This is a genomic window from Streptomyces geranii (genome assembly GCF_002954775.1).
GTDB classification, from domain to species: domain Bacteria; phylum Actinomycetota; class Actinomycetes; order Streptomycetales; family Streptomycetaceae; genus Streptomyces; species Streptomyces geranii.
This window is the reverse complement of record NZ_PJME01000013.1, coordinates 151669-171085: the sequence shown is the minus strand read 5'-3', so window position 1 is coordinate 171085 and position 19417 is coordinate 151669. Positions and strand designations below refer to the sequence as shown.

General features: G+C 70.1%; 18 protein-coding genes. 14 read left to right on the top strand and 4 right to left on the bottom strand.

The features are described from left to right. The first annotated feature begins 65 nt into the window (after positions 1 to 65). Positions 66 to 1079 carry a DUF2510 domain-containing protein gene (locus tag CW359_RS19850; protein ID WP_105971309.1) on the top strand — a complete coding sequence of 338 codons (1014 nt, stop codon included), beginning with the start codon at positions 66 to 68 and terminating at the stop codon, positions 1077 to 1079. 183 nt (positions 1080 to 1262) lie between these two features. Here CW359_RS19850 and CW359_RS19845 read toward each other — a convergent pair whose 3' ends face one another. Continuing rightward, positions 1263 to 1877, bottom strand: coding sequence for a TetR/AcrR family transcriptional regulator (locus CW359_RS19845; protein ID WP_105971308.1), 615 nt, complete (start codon positions 1875 to 1877; stop codon positions 1263 to 1265). Between the two features lie 198 nt (positions 1878 to 2075). Between CW359_RS19845 and CW359_RS19840 the strand changes: the two genes are divergently transcribed. Further along, on the top strand, positions 2076 to 2891 hold the full coding sequence (locus CW359_RS19840) for a phosphatase PAP2 family protein (RefSeq protein ID WP_105971307.1): 816 nt from the start codon (positions 2076 to 2078) through the stop codon (positions 2889 to 2891). Then, entirely contained in the window at positions 2888 to 3889 is a 1002-nt protein-coding gene (locus CW359_RS19835) for a DMT family protein (RefSeq protein WP_105971306.1), read from the top strand. The genes CW359_RS19840 and CW359_RS19835 overlap by 4 nt, the downstream gene beginning before the upstream one ends. A 94-nt stretch (positions 3890 to 3983) precedes the next feature. Here CW359_RS19835 and CW359_RS19830 read toward each other — a convergent pair whose 3' ends face one another. The 3 genes from CW359_RS19830 to CW359_RS19820 form a co-directional block, all read right to left on the bottom strand. Then, positions 3984 to 4775: an LURP-one-related family protein gene (locus tag CW359_RS19830; protein ID WP_105971305.1), complete on the bottom strand. Its 792-nt coding sequence runs from the start codon at positions 4773 to 4775 to the stop codon at positions 3984 to 3986. 113 nt (positions 4776 to 4888) lie between these two features. After that, on the bottom strand, positions 4889 to 6943 hold the full coding sequence (locus CW359_RS19825; RefSeq protein ID WP_105971304.1) for a phosphocholine-specific phospholipase C: 2055 nt from the start codon (positions 6941 to 6943) through the stop codon (positions 4889 to 4891). A 254-nt stretch (positions 6944 to 7197) separates the two neighbouring features. Further along, on the bottom strand, positions 7198 to 8130 hold the full coding sequence (locus tag CW359_RS19820; protein WP_105971303.1) for a LysR family transcriptional regulator: 933 nt from the start codon (positions 8128 to 8130) through the stop codon (positions 7198 to 7200). 289 nt (positions 8131 to 8419) lie between these two features. Between CW359_RS19820 and CW359_RS19815 the strand changes: the two genes are divergently transcribed. The 11 genes from CW359_RS19815 (at position 8420) to CW359_RS19770 (ending at position 19403) form a co-directional block, all read left to right on the top strand. After that, a complete protein-coding gene (locus CW359_RS19815) occupies positions 8420 to 8839 on the top strand; it encodes a TOBE domain-containing protein (RefSeq protein ID WP_105971302.1) in 420 nt (139 codons plus the stop codon). Positions 8840 to 8943: 104 nt separating this feature from the next. Then, positions 8944 to 9651 carry a TetR/AcrR family transcriptional regulator gene (locus CW359_RS19810; protein ID WP_105971301.1) on the top strand — a complete coding sequence of 236 codons (708 nt, stop codon included), beginning with the start codon at positions 8944 to 8946 and terminating at the stop codon, positions 9649 to 9651. 114 nt (positions 9652 to 9765) lie between these two features. Beyond that, a complete protein-coding gene (locus CW359_RS19805; protein WP_157968598.1) occupies positions 9766 to 10629 on the top strand; it encodes a hypothetical protein in 864 nt (287 codons plus the stop codon). Between the two features lie 107 nt (positions 10630 to 10736). Continuing rightward, complete coding sequence (locus tag CW359_RS19800) at positions 10737 to 11567, top strand: discoidin domain-containing protein (RefSeq protein ID WP_105971299.1); 831 nt, start codon at positions 10737 to 10739, stop codon at positions 11565 to 11567. Positions 11568 to 12141: 574 nt separating this feature from the next. Then, positions 12142 to 13620, top strand: a complete 1479-nt coding sequence (locus tag CW359_RS19795; RefSeq protein ID WP_232838476.1) for a MarR family winged helix-turn-helix transcriptional regulator — start codon at positions 12142 to 12144, stop codon at positions 13618 to 13620. After that, on the top strand, positions 13602 to 14192 hold the full coding sequence (locus CW359_RS19790; RefSeq protein ID WP_105971298.1) for a helix-turn-helix domain-containing protein: 591 nt from the start codon (positions 13602 to 13604) through the stop codon (positions 14190 to 14192). Before CW359_RS19795 ends, CW359_RS19790 begins: the two co-directional genes overlap by 19 nt. Before the next feature lie 163 nt (positions 14193 to 14355). Continuing rightward, positions 14356 to 15072 (top strand): ParA family protein, encoded by a 717-nt coding sequence (locus CW359_RS19785; protein ID WP_105971297.1) that lies wholly within the window; start codon positions 14356 to 14358, stop codon positions 15070 to 15072. Further along, a complete protein-coding gene (locus CW359_RS45345; protein ID WP_157968597.1) occupies positions 15069 to 15941 on the top strand; it encodes a hypothetical protein in 873 nt (290 codons plus the stop codon). Before CW359_RS19785 ends, CW359_RS45345 begins: the two co-directional genes overlap by 4 nt. Positions 15942 to 16067: 126 nt before the next feature. Further along, on the top strand, positions 16068 to 16379 hold the full coding sequence (locus tag CW359_RS19780; protein ID WP_105971296.1) for a hypothetical protein: 312 nt from the start codon (positions 16068 to 16070) through the stop codon (positions 16377 to 16379). Positions 16380 to 16641: 262 nt separating this feature from the next. Continuing rightward, positions 16642 to 17955: a DUF4365 domain-containing protein gene (locus tag CW359_RS19775; protein ID WP_105971295.1), complete on the top strand. Its 1314-nt coding sequence runs from the start codon at positions 16642 to 16644 to the stop codon at positions 17953 to 17955. Then, on the top strand, positions 17952 to 19403 hold the full coding sequence (locus CW359_RS19770) for an argonaute/piwi family protein (RefSeq protein WP_157968596.1): 1452 nt from the start codon (positions 17952 to 17954) through the stop codon (positions 19401 to 19403). Before CW359_RS19775 ends, CW359_RS19770 begins: the two co-directional genes overlap by 4 nt. Positions 19404 to 19417: the final 14 nt, after the last annotated feature.

Here is a 19417-nt window from a genome sequence, read left to right as displayed (position 1 = left end):
GTGATTCCCGGCGCAAAGACGACTCCTCTCATCCGCCTTTCACCCGAGCCTCATACGGTGGGGGCATGACGCAGGAGACACCCCCCGGCTGGTACCCCGACCCCGGGCAGACAAGTGACGGTCCCGCCACCGAGCGCTGGTGGGACGGCAAGGCATGGACGGAACAGACCCGGCCCGAGGGTTCGGCCGCCGCCTGGAGTCCACCCGTGCTGGCCAGCGGCGGGGCGTATCCGGTGTACCCGGACTATTCGCCGACCGGTAACGACACCGGCTCCCGGCGCGGGCTGCGCACCGGGATCGCCGTCGCGGTCGCGATAGCCGTCCTCGCCGGGATAGGCGGGGGCGTGTACGCGCTGACCAAGGACGACGGCGGCGGCACCAACGACGTCAGCTCGCAGGTGCCCGGCGGGACCGGCGGACAGGGCGGGCCCGGCGGGCAGAGCGGTGGCGGGCAGGGTGGGCCCGGTGGCGGCAACGGTGGCAGCGGTGGTGGCTCCGGCGGGCAGACGCCCGATCCGCAGCAGTCCGAGCCCTCGGAGAGCCCGAAGATCGACAGCGGGTCCGTGCCCGACTCGGTCAACGGGATCAGCATCCCGATCCCCGACGGCTGGTACGGCCAGTCGATCACCGTCGGCGGGCAGGTGACCTCGGACAGCTCGTACAAGTGCCCGGGCGACACGACGAAGTCCTGCACCAAGGGGGGCGCGTACTCGGCGCCCGCGCTGGCCCTCGGCACCTCCGGCAGCACCGCCGAGGCCGTCGCCAAGGCGGACATCGAGGCCAACGCCGAGGAGTCGTACGGCGGTACGACCTACGGCAAGATCACCTCGCACGAGGTACTGGCCTCCAAGGCGATCACCGTGGCCGGACAGAAGGGCTACCTGGTCCGTTGGAAGGCGATCACCAGCAAGGGCGCCGACGGGTTCGTCGAGTCGCTCGCCTTCCCCGCGCCGTCCAACCCGCAGCAGATCGTCGTCGTCCGCTTCGGTGTGGACGCCGACCAGAAGGAGTCGGTGATCGACGAGATCACCGCCGGCATCAAGGTCTCCTCGGGCGGCGGCAGCGGGCAGAACGTGTGACCCCCACCCCCGGCCGGATACGGATCGGCCGGAAACGGGTCTGCCGGATGTGGATCGGCCGGGTGGGGCGCCTCTCCGCTCAAGAGGAACCCCACCCGGCCGGGGGGTGCGCGCCGCCCCCGTCCCCACGGGTCGGCGCGGACAGGTCACCGTCCGGTCATCCCACGGGCGGCGGCCTGCGTCTCAGGTGACGCCGAGCGCGGGCAGCACCGCGGCGTCCACGAATCTCACGAGGTAGTCGGGGTCGGCGTACCGGCCCTCCAGGACCGGGCGGACCCGCAGCACGCCCAGCATCTGCGCGGGCACGTACTCCAGCGCCGGATTGTCGGCGGCGATCTCGCCCCGGTCGACCGCGCGCCGGATCATCTCGCGGAACGCGGCCAGCTCCGGTTCGACGAGCGCCTCGCGCAGCGCCTGCTGAAGCTCCGGGTCCTGCATCGCCGCATGCCCGAGGGCCTGCATCAGCTGGGTGTCCTGCCCCGACCGCTCCCCCGACACCCGCGCCGCGGCGCGCAGGTCCCCGGCGAAAGACCCCGTGTCGACGGCGGCGAACCGGCAGCCCCGGCTGGCACGCAGCGCGGCGGCCACGAACTGCGGCTTCGTCTTCCACTGCCGGTAGAGCGTCGACTTGCTGCACCGCGCGCTGGCGGCGACGCCCTCCATGGTCAGCGCCTCGTACCCGCACTCGCGGATCTGTACGAGCACGGCGTCGAAGTACTCCTGCTCACGCTCCGGCGTGATCTTGGAGCGGCGGGAGGCGACGACCGCTTCCGGTCCCTCCGCGGCCTGCGACGTCATGACTGCGCTCCCCTTCTTCGCCGGCGTACTCGTCGTACTCGTCATTGCTTCTGTCGGGCTGCTCTGTGGCTTATTCCCGATTCCAGTGTGTCGTAAGTCCATCGATACGCCAGTGTACCGGTACGGATTCGTTTCGGTACACTCTCGTATCGGTACACCAACGTATCGATGTCTGAGCACTACCGAAAGGGCCGGGGGATGAACGCCAGCACCGCGCCTGCCGAGGCCGACTCCGCCGGTATACGACGGCCGCCCCTCGTCCGTGAACTCCTGCTGGTCGCAGGCCTGTTCCTCGTCTACAAACTCGGCCGCCAGCTCGCCACCGGGCACACCGCCGAGGCCTTCCACAACGCGACCCGCGTGTGGGACTGGGAGCGCGCCCTCCACCTCCCCGGCGAGGGCACCGTGCAGTCGGCGCTGCTGCACAGCGACACCGTGATCCACGTCGCGAACACCTACTACGCGACCGTGCACTTCCCGGCCACCGCCGCCTTCCTGGTCTGGCTCTACCTCCGGCGCCCCACCCACTACGTCTGGGCCCGCCGGGTCCTCGCCGTGGTCACCGGCGCCGCCCTGCTGATCCACCTCACCTTCCCGCTGGCCCCGCCCCGGCTGCTCGGCGCGGCGGGCCTCGTCGACACCGGCCAGGTGTACGGCCCCACGGTCTACGGCGCCTCCCCCGAGGCCGACACCCTGTCCAACCAGTTCGCCGCGATGCCCTCGCTGCACTTCGGCTGGGCCCTGATGGTCGCGATCGGCCTGATCGTGGCGACCCGCTCCCGCTGGCGCTGGCTGTGGCTGCTGCACCCGCTGGTGACGCTCGTGGTCATCGTCGGTACGGCCAACCACTACTGGCTCGACGCGATCGTGGCCTCGGCCCTGCTGGGCATCGCCCTCGCGGTCGTCCACCTGCCGCACCGCACCGAGTCGACCGCCGGGCAGGGCAGCCGCCTCGCCCCGGCCGACGAACCCGTCCTCGTGGGCGCGGGAGCGGGACTGGGAGCCGGACGATGAACACCGCCACCCTCGTCGCCGTCGCCCTCTCCCTCCTCTCCGCCGTCGCCTACGCCGCCGCGGCCGTCGCCCAGGAGCGCCTCGCCGCCCGCAACGCGGACGCGGGGCTACGACGACTGCTGGCATCCGGCGCCTGGTGGGGCTCGGTGCTGCTCAACGCGGCGGGCGCGCTGCTGCACGTGGTCGCCCTCAAGTACGGTCCGCTCACCGTGGTCCAGCCGCTGGGCGCACTCACCCTGGTCGCGGCGGTGCCGCTGGGCGCGCGGGTCGCCGGGCGACGGGTCAGCGCGGTGGAGTGGCGCGGCACCGCCCTCACGCTGCTCGGCCTCGCGGCGATCCTGGTCACGGCGTCCGGTCCGGCGCCCGAGGACGTACTGAGCCTTCCGGAGGCCCTCGCGGTCGCCGGTACGACGATGGTCCTGATCGGGGTACTGGCCCGCCCCGGCGCCAAGCCCGGACTCCGCCACGCGAGCGCGTCGGGCATGGCCTCCGGGGTGGCCTCGGCACTCACCCAGACGGTCACGGTCGCGGCGACGGCCGGCTCGGGCGCGCTGCCCGGCTGGCAGGTGGTCGGGGTCGCGCTGCTGGTCGCGGCGTTCGCCGCGGGCGGCCTGATCCTGTCCCAGACCGCCTACCGGGGCGGCCTCGGCGGCCCACTGGCCCTGGTGACCCTGTCCAACCCGGTAGCGGCGGCACTGATCGGCCTGACCCTGCTCGGCGAACGGCTCCAGGGCGGAGCGGCGGGCCTGCTGCTGGCCCTGGCGGGCGCGGGCCTGGCGGGCTGGGGTGTGGTGACGCTGTCCCGGGCGACACCGGATCCGGTTCCGGTGTCCGTGGAGCGCGTCCTGATTCCGGCTTCGGCTTCGGCGTCGATCCTGGACGACGACGAGCACCCGGTGGCCTCGGTTCTCGCGCTGAAGGCGCACCCGGCGCCCGTCGAGCCGTCGTTGAGGCGGCCCCGGCAACCGGCGGAGCCGGGGCACCTCACATCACTGTGAACCGACCGGCCCCTGTGAACACACCTGTGAACAGGGGCTCCGGTCGGCCCCTGTGAACCGCCCGAACCACCCCGTCGGCTGTGAATGGGTCCCGTCAGCCAAGACCCCGTGCATCCTGCTTCAGCGCCGTATCGACAGTCAGCGCCGTCGCCACCACCAGACTCAACAGGGGCTCGGGCAGCTGGTAGTGGATCTGCAGGACGTAGTTGTCCGAGGTCGTGAACATCGTCTTCGCCAGACCTTCCCAGGTCTTGGTGATCCGGGCGACCTCGTTCTCCGCGTGGTCGACGATCGCGAAGTTCCAGGCCCGCCAGTTCTCCGCCTTGATCGCGCCGACCTGCTGACCACTCGCGTTGATCGCGAAGTTGATCTTCCCGATCATGTTCTGCTGCACGATCTCACCGACCGGCGACCCGTCCGGACGCTGCACGATCACCCGCGACTTGAGGAACTTCCGGGGCCGCGTCAGCAGCAGCACCGGCTGCCCGTGCGCGTCCCTGATCTCCAGCTTGTGCGTCATGTACTGGTCGAGGCTGGAGACGAAGCGCAGGATCTTCTTCAGCGCGCTCTGGCCGACCTGGACGACCGAGCCGAGTTCCCTGCCCTGCTGGTCCATGACCTTGTACTCGTTGGTCAGCTCGATCAGCTTGGCCTTCTGGTTCACCACCAGCACCGGCTCGCTGAACAGCGTGCCACCCCCGGCCCCGCCGGCCGTGACCCCGGCCTGCTGCTGCACCTGGCGCTGGACCTTCGGGGCACCGGCGGGCGGCTTCTGGTCGGTGTTGGTGTGGTCCGTCCACTGGGATCCGTCCCAGTAGCGGAGCGTCTGGGGAGCTCCGTGGGGATCCGGGTACCAACCTGCATCTATGTTCGATTGCGTGCTCACCGGGGCACAGTACCGTGGCATGGTCATCAGACAACCATGTCCCGGTCAAGGCGCCCCGGCCCGCACACCGCCTACCGGCCGGGCCCGGCAGCCGGCCTTGTCGGCAAGCCCTGTCAGCAGGCCGCGATCGCCGGGTCGCTCACGCCCGCCCGGCCGTTCTCCACATGCCCGGCGAACCGGCGCAGGAAGGACGCGTCGGCCCCGGAGGTCACCGTCAGGTCGTACCAGCGCCTGCTGGACCCGAGGTCCACCCGGTGCCGTACGACAGCCCCGGCCCGCACCCTGATCTTGCGGTCGTGCCCCCCGTACGCGCTGCTCAGCGTCAACTCCACTGTTCCGGAGCCCTTGTTGACGAGGGTCAGCTCGACGTCGTCGCCGATGTGGCGTGCGGTCACCTCGGGGCCTGCGGTGCCCTTGCCGCGGCCCTTGAAGACGCGCAGGAAGCCGTTCGGGCCGTGCACGGTCAGGTCGTACGCGTCCTTGGAGTAGGCCGAGTTCCAGGTGTCGGAGACGGTCTTGCCCGCCTCGGTCGTGTAGTGCCAGGGGCCGTCGGTGCGGTTGCCGGACGTCACCACGAAGGCGGCGCCCGCGTGCGCGCCTGAGGCGAAGGAGAGGGTGTACTTTCCGGCGGCCGGGTCGGCCGAACCGTCCACGTACGGGGCGTACTTGAGCGGGCGGGCCGGGCGGGTGCCGCGCTCCTGGCGGGGCATGCGCGGGTCGGCCGGCGGAGTCGGCTTGTAGTCGGGGTGGCGGTCGCGGTCCTGCGGCTCGTAGCCGTCGGTCTCCGGCAGCGGGACCGGCTTCGCGTCCTTGCGGGAGAAGTCGAAGGCGGCGGTGAGGTCACCGCAGATCGCCCGGCGCCAGGGCGAGATGTTGGGCTCGCGCACCCCGAAGCGCTCCTCCATGAACCGGAGGATCGAGGTGTGGTCGAGGGTCTCGGAGCAGACGTAACCGCCCTTGCTCCAGGGCGAGACGACCAGCATCGGCACGCGCGGGCCGAGACCGTACGGACCGGCGACCCGGCTCGCGTCGCCCTTGTAGAGGTCGAGCGTCACGTCCACCGTGGACTTGCCCTGCGCGGCCGACTTCGGCGGCAGCGGCGGCACGAGGTGGTCGAAGAAGCCGTCGTTCTCGTCGTACGTGATGAACAGCGCCGTCTTCGCCCAGACCGCCGGGTTGGACGTGAGCGCGTCCAGTACCTGCGAGATGTACCAGACGCCGTAGTTCGAGGGCCAGTTGGAGTGCTCGGAGAAGGCCTCGGGGGCGGCGATCCAGGAGATCTGCGGGAGCTTGCCCGCCTTGACGTCGGCCTTCAGGCGGTCGAAGTAGCCGTCGCCGTTCTTCACGTCGGTACCGGTACGGGCCTTGTCGTACCAGGGGTCACCGGCCTTGGCACCCCGGTATTTGTTGAAGTAGAGGAGCGAGTTGTCGCCGTAGTTGCCCCGGTAGGCGTCCTGGATCCAGCCCCAGGAACCGGCCGCGTCCAGGCCGTCGCCGATGTCCTGGTAGATCTTCCAGGAGATCCCGGCCCCCTCCAGCCGCTCGGGGTAGGTGGTCCAGTCGTAGCCGACCTCGTCGTTGCCGAGGACCGGGCCGCCGCCCTTGCCGTCGTTGCCCGTGTGACCCGTCCACATGTAGTAGCGGTTGGGGTCGGTGGAGCCGATGAACGAACAGTGGTAGGCGTCGCAGACGGTGAACTTGTCGGCGAGCGCGTAGTGGAAGGGGATGTCCTCGCGGGTCAGGTACGCCATGGTCGTGGCGCCCTTCGCGGGCACCCACTTGTCGTACTTGCCGCCGTTGTACGCGGCGTGCCCGTCGGGCCAGGAGTGCGGGAGTCCCTCCAGGAACTGCATGCCGAGGTCGTCGGCCTCCGGGTGGAAGGGCAGCAGGTCCTTGGTGCCGTCCGACTGGTGCCAGACCGACTTGCCGTTGTCCAGGGTGACCGGATGCGGGTCGCCGAAGCCCCGTACTCCGCGCAGCGCGCCGAAGTAGTGGTCGAAGGACCGGTTCTCCTGCATCAGGACGACGATGTGCTCGACGTCCTCGATCGTGCCGGTGCGGTGGTGCGCGGGAAGGGCGGCGGCACGCTCGATGCTGCTGGAGAGCGCGGTGAACGCCGTGGTGGCACCCGTGAGTTGGAGAAAGCGGCGCCGGTTGACCTCGGGCATGGGTGAAGGCCTCTCGTCCTGATGACGGCGATGAGCGGTACGTGGCGGAATGTGCGCGCCTGGAGTTTCCCAGGGGGACCGAACGGCACGGAAGGGTCCGGTGGCGTCGGTGTGAAGGTCGCCGGTACATGAGATGAGGGGCGGGCCAAGACCGGCCCAAGAAACCCCCACGGCGGCCCCGGGCGCGGCATCGTCGGGCCGCTGATCGTGCACCGCGCCCGCCTCGGTCCGACCGTCCCCGATGGTGCGTGCACTCAGCTCCCGTCACCCAGATAGCTGTTGAGCAGTTCGTCCAGCGCGTCCCGGACGCCCGCCTCCCGCGCCACCTTCAGCAGCGCCTCGGCCAGCACGGACTGCGGTTCGTCCCGTACGACGACCAGTCCGACCCTCGGTCCGTGTGCGGGGCCCTTCAGCGGGACCACCCGCATGCCCTCCGGTACGCCGAACATGTGCAGCCAGGCGTGCGAGATCACGCTGGACCAGCGTCCGCCGGGCAGGTGCGCGTACAGTCCGGCGACGCTGTCCGACTCGATGGCGGGCGCGGCCGTGGCCCCGTCGGCGGCGAAGCACTCGTCGATGATGCGCCGGTTGCGCATCCGGGAGTTGAGCAGACAGAGCGGCAGGGCGGCGGCCTGCGCCCAGCGGGCCGTCGGCTGCGCGGCGAGCGGTCCGTCGAGCGGCGTGAGGAGCACGTACCGCTCCTCGTAGAGGGGGAACCGGCGTACGTGGCGGAGGCTGTCGTCGTCGAGGTACGTCATCGCCGCGTCCAGCTCGAACTCGGCCAGCCCGTGGGTGATCTCGGCGGACGACAGCGACTCCAGGCTCACCCGGGCCTCGGGGTGCCGGTCGCAGAACGGGGTGGTGAGGAGGGAGGCGGCGGGCAGCGCGGTGGGCACGACGCCGAGCCGGAGGGTTCCGCTGAGGCCGCCGCGCATCGCGGACAACTCCTGCCGCAGGGCGTCCCGTTCGGCGAGGATGCGGTGCGCCCAGGCGAGGACGACCTCGCCCTCCGGCGTCAGTCCCTCGTACCGTCTGCCCCGGCGGACGATCGGCACGTCCAGTTCGTGTTCGAGCCGCCGGATCGCGGCGGACAGTGAAGGCTGGGAGACGAAGCAGGCCGCTGCGGCGCGGGCGAAGTGCCGCTCCCGGGCGAGTGCGACGAGGTATTCCAGCTGACGCAGCAGCATGTGCCACCTTCCGGGCGGGTCACCGAGACCGGGGTCTTCGTGACCCGACGTACAGCATCGGGGGTCGCGGGCGGCACGGGTAGTCGCCGTACCTGCCGCTCGGCGAGGCGACACGGCCCCGCGCGCACGCTGTCCGTCCCGGCCACCGCGCCCGCCCCCGCTAGCGTGAGCCCCGCAGCAACCCCAAACCCGACATTCCCCCCTCCGCTTCCTCCCTCCGCTTCCCCCTCTCCGCTTCCCTCTTCTCCACTCCCCTCGCCCGCCCCTCTCCCCTGTGAGGCGTTCCGCCATGAGCCTGAGCATCCGCAACCAGTTCCCCGGTACCGTCACCGGCGTCACCACCGGAGAGGTCATGGCCACGGTCAGGGTCCGTCTCGACGGCGGGCAGGACCTCACCGCCGCGATCACCCGGGAGGCCGTCCAGGATCTCGGTCTCGCCGAGGGCAGCGCCGTACGGGCCCTGATCAAGTCCACGGAGGTCTCGCTGGCCACCGCCGCCGTCAAGGGCGTCTCCATCCGCAACCAGCTGCCCGGCACGGTCGCCGGCCTCGCCACGGGGGCCGCCATGACGTCCGTCAAGGTCACCGTCGCGGGCGGCGAACTCACCGCCGCGATCACCACGGACGCGGTGAACGACCTGGGTCTGACCGCCGGTTCCCCGGTCGTCGCCCTGATCAAGTCGACGGAGATCTCCCTCGCGACCGGGTGAGCGGACGCGGGCCCGGCAGCCACCCCCACCCCCGGCCCCTGTCGTTCCCGGCCCCTGTCGCGCTCGGTAACCGGAGAAGGTCGTCCGGTTGCTAGGCTGGAGGCATGGCGGCGACGGAGAGCGTACGGGCGGGTGGACGGGGGCTGCGGGCGGACGCGCTCCGGAACAGGCAACGCCTCGTGGCAGCCGCCCGCCAGATCTTCGAGGAGCAGGGGCTCGACGCGCCCCTGGACGAGGTCGCCGAGCGCGCCGGGGTGGGCGCGGGCACCTTGTACCGGCGGTTCCCGACTCGCGCGGAGCTGGTCGAGGCCGCGTTCGAGGACGAGTTGCGCAGGGTCACGGCCATCGCCGAGGAGGCACTGCGCTGCGAGGACCCCTGGACGGGGTTCAGCACGTATGTCGAACGGCTCTGCGGGGCCATGGCGGCCGATCGCGGCCTGAGCGATCTGTTCACCGTCCGGCTGCCCAACTCGCAGGTGGCGTCGGCCTTGTGCGACCGGCAGTCGGCCGCCCTGGCCAAGCTGGTGCGCCGGGCCCAGGAGGCCGGGGCCCTTCGGGCGGACTTCGTCCCGGAGGACGTCTTCCTGTTCCTGCTCGCCAACGCCGGGGTCGCCCAGGTGACCCGCTGCGCCGCCCCGCACGCCTGGCGGCGCCTGGTCGCGTTCCTGCTGGCGTCGTGCGGCCCGGACCACACCGAACCGCTCCCGGCCGCGCCGACTCCACTGCAGACGGAACGGGCCCTGCTGGGCAACGCGGAGACGAAGGGTCTGGGCAGTTGCCCGGGCGAGGGGGCGGGGCCGAACCGGGCGTGACGGCCCCTCCCGGGCCCGGCGCTCCCGGCCGTATCAGAACTTCTGTCTTCTGCGTCACAGCGGGAATAAGCGGAGAATCGAGTCCGGTTACCTGATCGTCGAGCAGGATGCAGGATGCAGGATGCCGACGCGTCCGCCGAGGCGGCGCGGCGCGTCCTCGGCCGATCAGGAGGCTGGCGGACGATGAGCTGCCTCACCGTGTGCGCCTCCCGCCGCCGCGCGCGCCGCGAGAAGCATCCGGGACGCCTCATGCCGCAGCCGGGGACGCCCGCGGGCCGGAGTCTGCGACGCGGGGCGGCGGGCGTGGCGGGGACGGGACTCGTGTACGGCGGACTCCTCGCCCTGACCGCGGACGACAACCCCCTCTTCGGCACCGGCCGACTCGGCTCCGCCGCCGAGGCCGCCCGTCCGTACGGCACCGCGCTGAGCACCGGCTGGACGGCGTTCAGCGAGGCCACGGCACAGCTGCTGAGCCGCGCCGAGGCTTTCGCCGCCTGGCCGTTGCTGGCGCTGACCCTGCTCTGGCTGGCCGCCCGGCACCAGTCGGTCTATCTGCGCGGCGCCCTCGCGCTGCTCGTGTCGCACGCGGGCGGACTGGTCGTCTTCGCCTCGGTGCGGGGCCTCCCGGCGGACGAGGCCGCCCTGGTCCGCGACTACCTGGCACTGCCCGGCGTACGCGCGGGCTGGTACGTGCTGCTGGCGCTGGCGGTCGTCGCGAGCGGGGCGAGGTTCTGGATACGGGCCGCCGCGACGGCCGTGGCGCTGCTCGCGGGCACGGCGGCGATGCTGACCACGGACCACCACCCGCTCGGCACACTGTGGGCCACCCTCGCCCCGCTCCTCGCGTGGTACGGCCTGGCGGTTCTCCGGTCGGGCAGGCCGGCACCCGAGGCCGACATGGTCTCCCTCCAGCCGCACGCCGGGGGCCTGCCGGAACAGGCCGACGCCGAGCCCGTACCGCTGCGCCGAGCGGGCTGACCGGCCCGGCAGCACTCGTACGGGCAAGTAGGTGGAAACGCCTCCCGAATGTAACGCTCTGACTACGAAATCCCTCCGCCGCCTTCCCCGTTCCCGACGACGACGGTGTGCTGTTCTGCAACCAGAACTTCGCCGACTATCCGACGACCGTCCCGAACGGCCCGTTCGACCCGTGGACGCCACCGCCCTGGATGCTGCTGTCCTACAGGGCGGCTGCCGTCGCCTCGTCCTCGGCACCCGGCCACGACCCGGCGTCGGCGGTCGACGAGGACATCCGCACCTGGTGGGCGGCCGGGAGCCGGGAGCCGGGCGAGTCCCTGACGGTCGACCTCGGCGAGGCGAGGACCGTGCACGCCGTGCAGCTCAACCTGGCCGACCACGAACTGGCCGCCGGCGCGCCGCTCACCCCGGACGGCGTGGATCTGGGCCACACCTGGCGGGGCATCTTCCCCGGCCACCAACCCCCGGAGATCCTGGTCGAGTTCTCGCGGAACGGCCGGGAGTGGACCGCCGTACGGGACTCCCGCGACACGGACACCGACGCCCCACACGCCCTGGTCGTCCTCGACACCCCGCAGGAGACCCGGTTCATCAGGGTCACCGGCGGCCGGCAGCCGTTCGACGGCGCCTTCGCACTCAGCGGCGTACGCGCCTTCGGGACCGCCGAGGGCGCGGCCCCGCCCGCCGTACGGCCCCGGGCGGCCCGCCTTGACGACCGGACCGCGCGGATCGAGTGGGAGGCGGCCCCCGGAGCCATCGGCTACAACGTCCGCTACGGCCGTGACCCGCGGAAGCTCTACCACAGCTGGCTGGTCTACGAGCGCACAGCCCTGGACCTGCGCTCACTCAACGCGGGCGCGGAGTACTGGGTGGCGGTGGACGCCTTCGGCGAAACCGGCCTCACCCCCGGCGAACCGGTATCTGCGGCATGGCTCTGACCAGCGACTTCATCAAGACGCTTCCGCCTGGCAGAAGTGTCCTTGCGTGACTGCCACGCCCGTCAGGACCCTGTTTCCCATCACGGCACGCGGGGCGAGGACGCCCCGCCGACAGGGACGGGAACGCCATGCCTCACACCACCGCCTTCGCCAGGAACCAGTGGTACAGCTAGCGGACCTTTCTGACCTGCGCTTGTGTGGGGGCGATGAGGCTGTGACCTGCTAGGACGGGTTGCAGAGGCGAGCGGAGGCAGTCAGAGGAAACACTCTGATTCGACCCCGGATCGACCCGGGTCACTCAGAGGCAGTCAGAGGCAACACCCTCTGCAACTGGCCTTTGAGGGACCCGAGTTGGCTGGTGTGGATCATGGGTGGCGACTCTGGCGGACCTGCGATTGATCCCCGGTCGAGCTGCGATGGGGACGCCTGCCTCCACTCGGGGCCAGGCATGCGAAGGCCTCCAGGATGGCCGTCCTGGAAGCGTTCACTGGCACCGATGGAGGTCGGTCCCGGACACCACCCGTGGTTTTAGCGGGCCTGGGTGGCGTCCACGTCTTTGCGAGACGACCCCACCGTGCCCCACAGCACCCACCAGACGAACCCCCAGCAGCAGCGCTCTCACCCGTCAGGCCCCTCGGGCCTCTCACACCTGCCTTCGGCGGCAGCCGATCTCGTCCTCCTCGGGGACCTCACCGGCCGCTACGCCGCCGGTAGTTACAGCAGGCTCGCCTCCGACAAGCGGACCGTGGCGCTGCGCACGGACCACCAGGGCGCCGCCGAGCACGGGCACCGGATCACCGCGGCCATCGCCTGCCACGTGGCCCGCATCGACGGCACCGTCGACCAGCTGACGCGGCTCTTGCTGCACCCGGACCATGAGGGCGGCAGGCACGCCCAGAACATCGCGCTGCGCTCCGGGCAGTCGCGTGCCCTGGACTACATCCGCCGCGTGTGGGCCAGCGCCTCGGAAGCGGTCAGTACCACCAGGGCGCTGAACTCCCGGCACGACGCGTACGAGGTTCTCGCCGCGCTGCGCGACCGCATCGAGACGACGCCCTGGCGCGGAGAGCGGGGACGCACCGCTCTGCGGGTTCTGCGGGCGCACCTGAACTTCGCCGAGACCGCGGGGGGCCTCCTGCACCACGCCAGCGAACGGCAGACTGCCGAAGAAGCCGGCATCTCCCGCACGACATTGCGGGCCGTCTACGAAAGTGTCCTCAAGCCACAGGGCTGGCTGCGCCGGTTGCGGGTCGGTCATGGCCGGGAGGGCTCGACCTGGTACCTCAACGCGCCGTCGTCTCGTTTCCACACCACTCAGTACCCCCCCGACCCGGTACTTGAGGAGTGGCCCACCTCTGAGACGGCCACGACGGCCGACCTCGACTCCACCGTCCTCGGCCGGCTGATGGGCCACGACGCCTTCGCCCACCACGGCCTCGGCAGCGCCGCCCTCGTGATCATCAGTGCTCTGTGCCAGCGCCCCCACCAGACAGTTGCTGAGCTCGTCGGTACCTCTTCGGTCTCTCGCGCGACTGCCTACCGGACCCTGGGGCGCCTTGCCGAGCACGGTCTTGTGCACCGCACCGGGGAGACCTGGGCCCTCGCGCCACGTGGTCTGGAGGGCATCGGCAGCAGCCTCGCGGACCCTGACACCGACTTCACCCCAGTGCCGACGGAGGGCTGGGCCGAAGTCGCCGCGAGACTCGGTACGTCGGGCGGCGCAGCTCACCGCAAGGCCCTGTACGCGGCCCAACGCGCTGCATACCGGCAGGCGTTGGACCGGCTCACGGAGCACCGCAGCAAGGCCGTGGTGATCGTCCGCGAAGACGGTCGCCAGGTCCTGGTCCCCGCGCCACGCCCCGACGAAATCCCGCCCGCGTGGCACACCGCCGACGGGCGTGTCCTCGATCCGGTCACCGGCCGCGCCGCTCCCGGCTGGCGGGTCGCCACCGACGGCCGCCTGATTCTCATCACCCCTGCCGACCAGCGCAGTTACGACGAGCTGGCCGCTTCCCATGCCGAAGCCCTCAGCGAATGGGATTCCGCAGCATGAACCCACAACCCCGTCCAACCAATCCTGTCCAGAGCCAGCCGGTGACCCCTGAGGCCTTGCGCAAGCAGTACGAGTCCGGTGCGACAGTCGATGAACTCGTGGCTGTCAGCGGCCTCTCGTACGGCACGGTTCTCAACCGGCTGCACGAGGCCCGGACCGAGATGCGCACGTCGTGGCAGACCCGCCGCATGCGCAACGACCCGCAAACGCGCAGGCGGCTCGCAGCTCATCTCCGCGTTCTGTACGAGGAGCACGGCGCGACGCTCGGCGAACTCGCTGCTGTTGCCAGAGCAACGAGGCGCGGTGCCCGGCGCCTGCTGGTCGAGGCGGGCGGTGCACCACGCACGTCACAGCAAACGCAACGGATCCGCTCTGCAGCGCGGGCCGCCGAGCGTCAGAAACTCGCATTGTCCCTGCGCGCACGGTACGAGGCCGGCGCCACCGTGCCGAACCTCGCCGAGGAGTGCAGCTACTCCGTCGGCACCGTCTACCGGCTCCTGCACCAAGCAGGCACCCGCATGCGGCCCCAGCACCGACACGGGCCCACTCGCCGCGAAGCCAACCGGCCGTGAGGGCCGAAGCCAGAGCTGTCATTCGCTCCACCCAAGGCCATCCCGGCTGCCACCGCAGAGCACGGGCCCCTCCCCAGTCCACACGGAGACGCCCGTCTCGCCCATCGAGCTTCCACCGAACCACACGACAACATCCCTTCCTCTTCCAGGAGATCAAGCACTCGTGAACGAAAACACCCGTCACCAGACCCTGGCCGCCGCCACCGAACACGTCTGGGACGCGTTCGTGATCGTGGTCGGCATGCTCAAGGGCGGCACCGGCAAGACCACCTCCGCCTGGTTCATCGCCCTCTACTACTCCGTCGTCCTCAACCTGCCGACGCTGCTGCTGGACGCCGACGCGACCAGCCAGTCCGCCTACGACTGGTTCAAGGTCGCCCAGGCCGCAGGCTTCGAGATTCCCGAGAACCTGGTTATCGAGCGGTACCCGTTCGACGACATCGCCGAATACATCCGCACCAAGCGCGCCGAGTTCGGCGCGATCGTGGTCGACGCCGGCGGCGGCAGCGCCCGCATCTTCCACGAGGCTGTCACCGAGGCGAACCTGCTGCTCGTGCCGGTCGCCCCCACCAAGATCGAGCGCCGCAAGCTCGTGGCCACCTTCGACGAGGCCGAGCGCGCCGCCGCCCGCAACGAGCACGGCGTCACCGCCCACGTCGTGATGGTCAAGGCCGACGACCGCACCAGCCTGCCCAGCCGGGCGAAGGAGCAGCTGCTGGAGCCCGCCGAGGGCGAGGGCATCGGCCCGGACCGCGACGAACCGTTCCCGCTCGCCGAGACCACCATCCACTCCTGGGTGCACTACATGGAGGCCTTCGGCGAGATCCCCACCGAACTGAGCGAGTACGCCAACCTGATGAAGGACCTGACCCAGGCATGAGCGAGAACAACGAGAGGCCAAAGCCGCCGGCCCGCCGCACCGGTCGGGCCCTGGGCGGGGCCAAGAGGACGGCCCCGCCGCCCCCTCCTCCGGCCGCCGAGCTCACGCCTGAGCAGTTCGCCGCCGAACAGACCGCCACCCAGGGCAAACGGCATCCCTCTGCGGGCGGGCCGCAGGTTCAGTCCCCTTCTGCCATGGTTCCCGTCGAGGCATCGGCGCAGGGCCGAACTGGGGCAGCGGTCGACGGGGCACTGGTTTCCGGGCCGCCGACAGGTGAGGTCGTACCGAGCGGCATCGTGCCGGAGCCGGTTGCCAGCCAGCCAGTGCACCCCGCCGTTCTCACCCCGGAGGCCGGGACGGAATCTGCTGGGGATCAGGGGGAGCAACAGGTCCAGCATGAGTCCCCGGCTACCGAATCTGGAGCACCTGCGGTTCAGCTGACGCAGCCGGCCGAACCCGTTGCGCGACATGGCCTGTCTCCCAGCACGTTCGCGGCTCCTGATGTGGCCGCGGCCGCCGAGGTGGCGGTTCGTCAGGCAGCTTCTCCGGTCGCGGGCGGTACCGCGTTCCCGGTGAGGACCGATGTTCCGGGGTCTCACCAGGAGCAGTACGGGCTTGCGGAGGCAGCACCCAGCGAGGGAACCCCGTGGGCTCACGGCCCCGGCCGCCCGAAGGACATCCCCGAGACAGCCGTGATCCTCAACCAGCGCATGATCACGCGCGAAAGCCTCGACTCGTCGGTTCCCGCGGCGCTGAAGCTGAAGAAGCGGCTCAAGCGCTTCGCTCTGGACAACGAACTCGATCACCTGCCCATTGGCGACATCGTCTCGGTCGCGCTGGACGAGTGGCTTACCACCCGCGGCTTCTGACGCGGCGTTCATTTCCCAGGGTGTCCGCGAACGCTTCGCTCGTTCGCGGACACCCGTCCCGCTGACTATTCCACTAGTCGACTAGGCGGCTAGCTAGTCGACTAGTGGGCCGGACTGGAGCAGCCCATGCCCGATCTCTCGCGCCACACCCGTCAGCTGCGTGAACTGGCTGACGCTCTCGACACGCAATCCGACCTCACCGACGACCCGTTGGCGCCTCATCCGGACACACTGGAGGTCATCAATGGCCGCAATACCAGCCGTGGGCAGATCAACTACGCCGTCCCCGACGCTCTCCAACTCCAGCGGCGCATCCGCCGGTACCACGCGGACCACGGCGTCCAGCACGGCGACATCGTCGCCATCGCGCTCGATGCCTTCCTTCGCGCCAAGGGCTACCCTCCCTACCTCACCTCACCCAAGGCCGAAGAGCCGTGATCACTCGGCTGGCCTGCGATGCACTGCGCTTTGGGTGAAGTCAGTGAAGCCTTCGAAATTTCCCAGTGCCCTTACTCGGAGTCTCCTCCCGCATGCGTGCACCGGTCGTTGTCGGTGGTCCCTCCTATCCTGAGTGACCTGGACCACGCGTGAACGACGGAGGATCACTCCATGAGGTGGAACAACAACGCGCGGCCTCGGCCTCGCAGATCCGGCCGGGCTACGGCGGGCACTCCCGTGTTTTTCTCGGAGCACTGATCGGATGCCGCAGCGCAGCGTCCAGCAGCGGGCCGGGTTCCGGGGCGAGGCATTCGTCGACAAGGCCGTCTCCGACGCCGGCCACGTGTGGAACGACACCAAACGTGACTTCGCCATCGACGGTCAGATCGAGTTCGTGGACGTCGACCGCGAAGTCACCGGTGTCGCCGTCCTTGCACAGGTGAAGGGCACAGAAGTCGGGTTTCGCGGCGAGACCGCGACCGAGTTCAAGTTCACGTGCAAGGCCGACCACATCGCCTACTGGCTTCGGCTGGGCCGTCCGGTCGTGCTCATCTGCGTGGACCTGCGTATCCAGCAGGCGTGGTGGAAGCGCATCGACACCTGGTTCGCCGACCCTGAACGCAAGGCACGGCGCGTCGTTCAGTTCGACAAGACCTCAGATCTCTTCGACCTCGACGCCTTCAGTCAACTGTCGGCCCTGGGCGTGCCTGCCGGAGAGCCGCTGCCACGGCTCGAAGGAAGCGAACAGCTGGTCTCGAACCTCCTCACGGTTGAGGGCTTCGCACCGCTCATCTACGAGGCGTCCACGCCGTGTCGTGACCGCGGCGACGCATGGGAGCGGATGCGCTCGAACGGCAACCAGTTCGAGAGCGGCTTCGTCCTCGCCGCCGGACGCATCTACTCACTGTGCCGACTGGACGAGGGCCCGCTCGCCGTGCTCTGCGACGGGCCGGTCACCTCCATCCCGACGCGGAACTGGGCGACCACTGAGGACCTGGATGTCCAGCGGCGCTTCGTTTCCCTGTTGAACTTCACCCTGCGCTCCGCCCACCATCCCGATCTGGTCTGGCACCCCACCAAGAAGATCGTCTACATGCAGGCCCCGCCGGACCGATCCAGCCGGAAGATCAAAGGCCGCTACCGAGGCAGCCGCGGACGCACCTTCTTCACCCCGTACTTCGGCAAGGACGACACAACCAAGATCAGCTTCTGTCGTCACTACGCCGCCAGCTTGTACTTCCGCCGCTGGAGCGAACAGTGGTTCCTGGAGATCAACCCCACCTACCACTTCACCATCGACGGCCGACGCGACTCGCTGTACGACGCCGAGTACGTCCAGAAGATCAAGCGGCTGGAACGCAACAACGCCGTCTACCAGCTCGTCCGCGCCTGGGCCGACTACCTGCAAGGCGATGACACCTTGTTCAGGAGCCGCGATGAGCGCATCCGATTCAGCCAGCTCCTGCAGCTCGACTGCGATGCCGCCATCGACGAAAGCGTCTGGATCCCGCAAGAACCAGCCCCGAAACCGAGCCTGAACGGGCTGGCCGAGGGACTGTGGGAGCTGCCGCAATGAAAGCACCGGTGCTGCACGAGCCGGAACTGGAGTTCCGGGCCGGAAACCGCCACATCGATCCCCGCTACGGCATCAGCGTGTTCGGCCCGGCCGACGCCGACTCCCCCACCGGACCCCGCCAGATCCCCATCGCCCTGGTGGGCCCCGCCCATGCGGTCGACGGCATCCGAAGCTGGCTCCAGCGCTGCCAGAACCACATCGAGGCCAAGGACACCAAACCCGGCCAGGAGAACCTGCACCAGCCGTTCCCCGGTTTCAGTACCGACTCCCCGTTCGGCGCCGAGCTCGTCTTCGACGACGCCCTCGTCCGCGAGATCCCCGAACGCCACCTGCGCCGCCTGGCCCGCGCCGACACAGCCTCCGCCACCAAGGAGGCAGTCGAGATGTACGCCGACGCCGCCCGGTCCCTGACCGAAACCGGACGCTGCCGCGTCGTAATCTGCGCCCGCCCCGAAGAACTCCACGACCGCGAAGACCACCCACCGTCAGAGGAGAACAGGGCCGAACGCGAAGAGAACCAGGACAAGCGAAGAACCGGAGGCGACTTCCACGACCTGCTCAAGGCCACCGCGCTCACGCTGCCGGCGCCCCTGCAGCTGATGCGCAAGGAGACCTGGACCGGGATCCCCAGCAGGACCAACGGGCAGACCGTCCGCCCTCTGCAGGACGAGGCCACCAGGGCCTGGAACCTGCACACCGCCCTGTATTACAAAGCCGGTGGGACCCCCTGGCGCATGCAGCGTCACACTTCCGATCTGGCCACCTGCTACGTCGGGGTCAGCTTCTACCGCAGCGCGAACGGAAACGAGCTGCATACCGCCGTCGCCCAGGTGTTCAACGAACGCGGCGACGGCGTCGTCGTCCGCGGCGGCACCGCGCAGATCTCCAAGCGCGACCGCCAGCCCCACCTGACGCTCCCCGACGCCCGGCAACTGCTGCTGCACGCGCTGACCGAGTACCGCACCACCCACGGCCACCAGCCCGCACGCATCGTCGTACACAAGACCTCGAACTTCACCACCGGCGAGATCGACGGCTTCCAGGAGGCAGCCGACCTACGCGACATCGACCATGTCGACCTGCTGTGGATCCAGCGGCGCGGCGCCCCGCACCTCTACCGCACCGGACAGCTCCCACCACTTCGCGGCACCAGCGTCGAACTAGACCCGCGTTCCCTGCTCCTGTACACCCGCGGCTCAGTCCCGTACTTCCGGACCTACCCCGGCCTGTACGTCCCCCAGCCCCTGCTGATCCGGCCCGCAACACACGGCACAGATCTACTGACCGCCGCCACCGACATCCTCGCCCTGACAAAGATGAACTGGAACAACGCCCAACTCGACGAACGTGACCCGCTCACCCTGCGCACCGCCTACCGAGTCGGCTCCATCCTCAAACACGTCCCGACCGAGGCCCGCATCGCCACCCGCTACGCCTACTACATGTAGAGCTACGGGGCAGC

What these genes read in the sequence shown, in the direction of transcription:
- CW359_RS19810 (WP_105971301.1), top strand. Translation starts at nt 8,944, where the DNA reads ATGGCGGCGACGGAGAGCGTACGGGCGGGTGGACGGGGGCTGCGGGCG.
- CW359_RS19790 (WP_105971298.1), top strand. Translation starts at nt 13,602, where the DNA reads ATGGGATTCCGCAGCATGAACCCACAACCCCGTCCAACCAATCCTGTC.
- CW359_RS19770 (WP_157968596.1), top strand. Translation starts at nt 17,952, where the DNA reads ATGAAAGCACCGGTGCTGCACGAGCCGGAACTGGAGTTCCGGGCCGGA.
- CW359_RS19815 (WP_105971302.1), top strand. Translation starts at nt 8,420, where the DNA reads ATGAGCCTGAGCATCCGCAACCAGTTCCCCGGTACCGTCACCGGCGTC.
- CW359_RS19825 (WP_105971304.1), bottom strand. Translation starts at nt 6,943, where the DNA reads ATGCCCGAGGTCAACCGGCGCCGCTTTCTCCAACTCACGGGTGCCACC.
- CW359_RS19840 (WP_105971307.1), top strand. Translation starts at nt 2,076, where the DNA reads ATGAACGCCAGCACCGCGCCTGCCGAGGCCGACTCCGCCGGTATACGA.
- CW359_RS19845 (WP_105971308.1), bottom strand. Translation starts at nt 1,877, where the DNA reads ATGACGTCGCAGGCCGCGGAGGGACCGGAAGCGGTCGTCGCCTCCCGC.
- CW359_RS19780 (WP_105971296.1), top strand. Translation starts at nt 16,068, where the DNA reads ATGCCCGATCTCTCGCGCCACACCCGTCAGCTGCGTGAACTGGCTGAC.
- CW359_RS45345 (WP_157968597.1), top strand. Translation starts at nt 15,069, where the DNA reads ATGAGCGAGAACAACGAGAGGCCAAAGCCGCCGGCCCGCCGCACCGGT.
- CW359_RS19835 (WP_105971306.1), top strand. Translation starts at nt 2,888, where the DNA reads ATGAACACCGCCACCCTCGTCGCCGTCGCCCTCTCCCTCCTCTCCGCC.
- CW359_RS19850 (WP_105971309.1), top strand. Translation starts at nt 66, where the DNA reads ATGACGCAGGAGACACCCCCCGGCTGGTACCCCGACCCCGGGCAGACA.
- CW359_RS19775 (WP_105971295.1), top strand. Translation starts at nt 16,642, where the DNA reads ATGCCGCAGCGCAGCGTCCAGCAGCGGGCCGGGTTCCGGGGCGAGGCA.
- CW359_RS19805 (WP_157968598.1), top strand. Translation starts at nt 9,766, where the DNA reads ATGCAGGATGCCGACGCGTCCGCCGAGGCGGCGCGGCGCGTCCTCGGC.
- CW359_RS19820 (WP_105971303.1), bottom strand. Translation starts at nt 8,130, where the DNA reads ATGCTGCTGCGTCAGCTGGAATACCTCGTCGCACTCGCCCGGGAGCGG.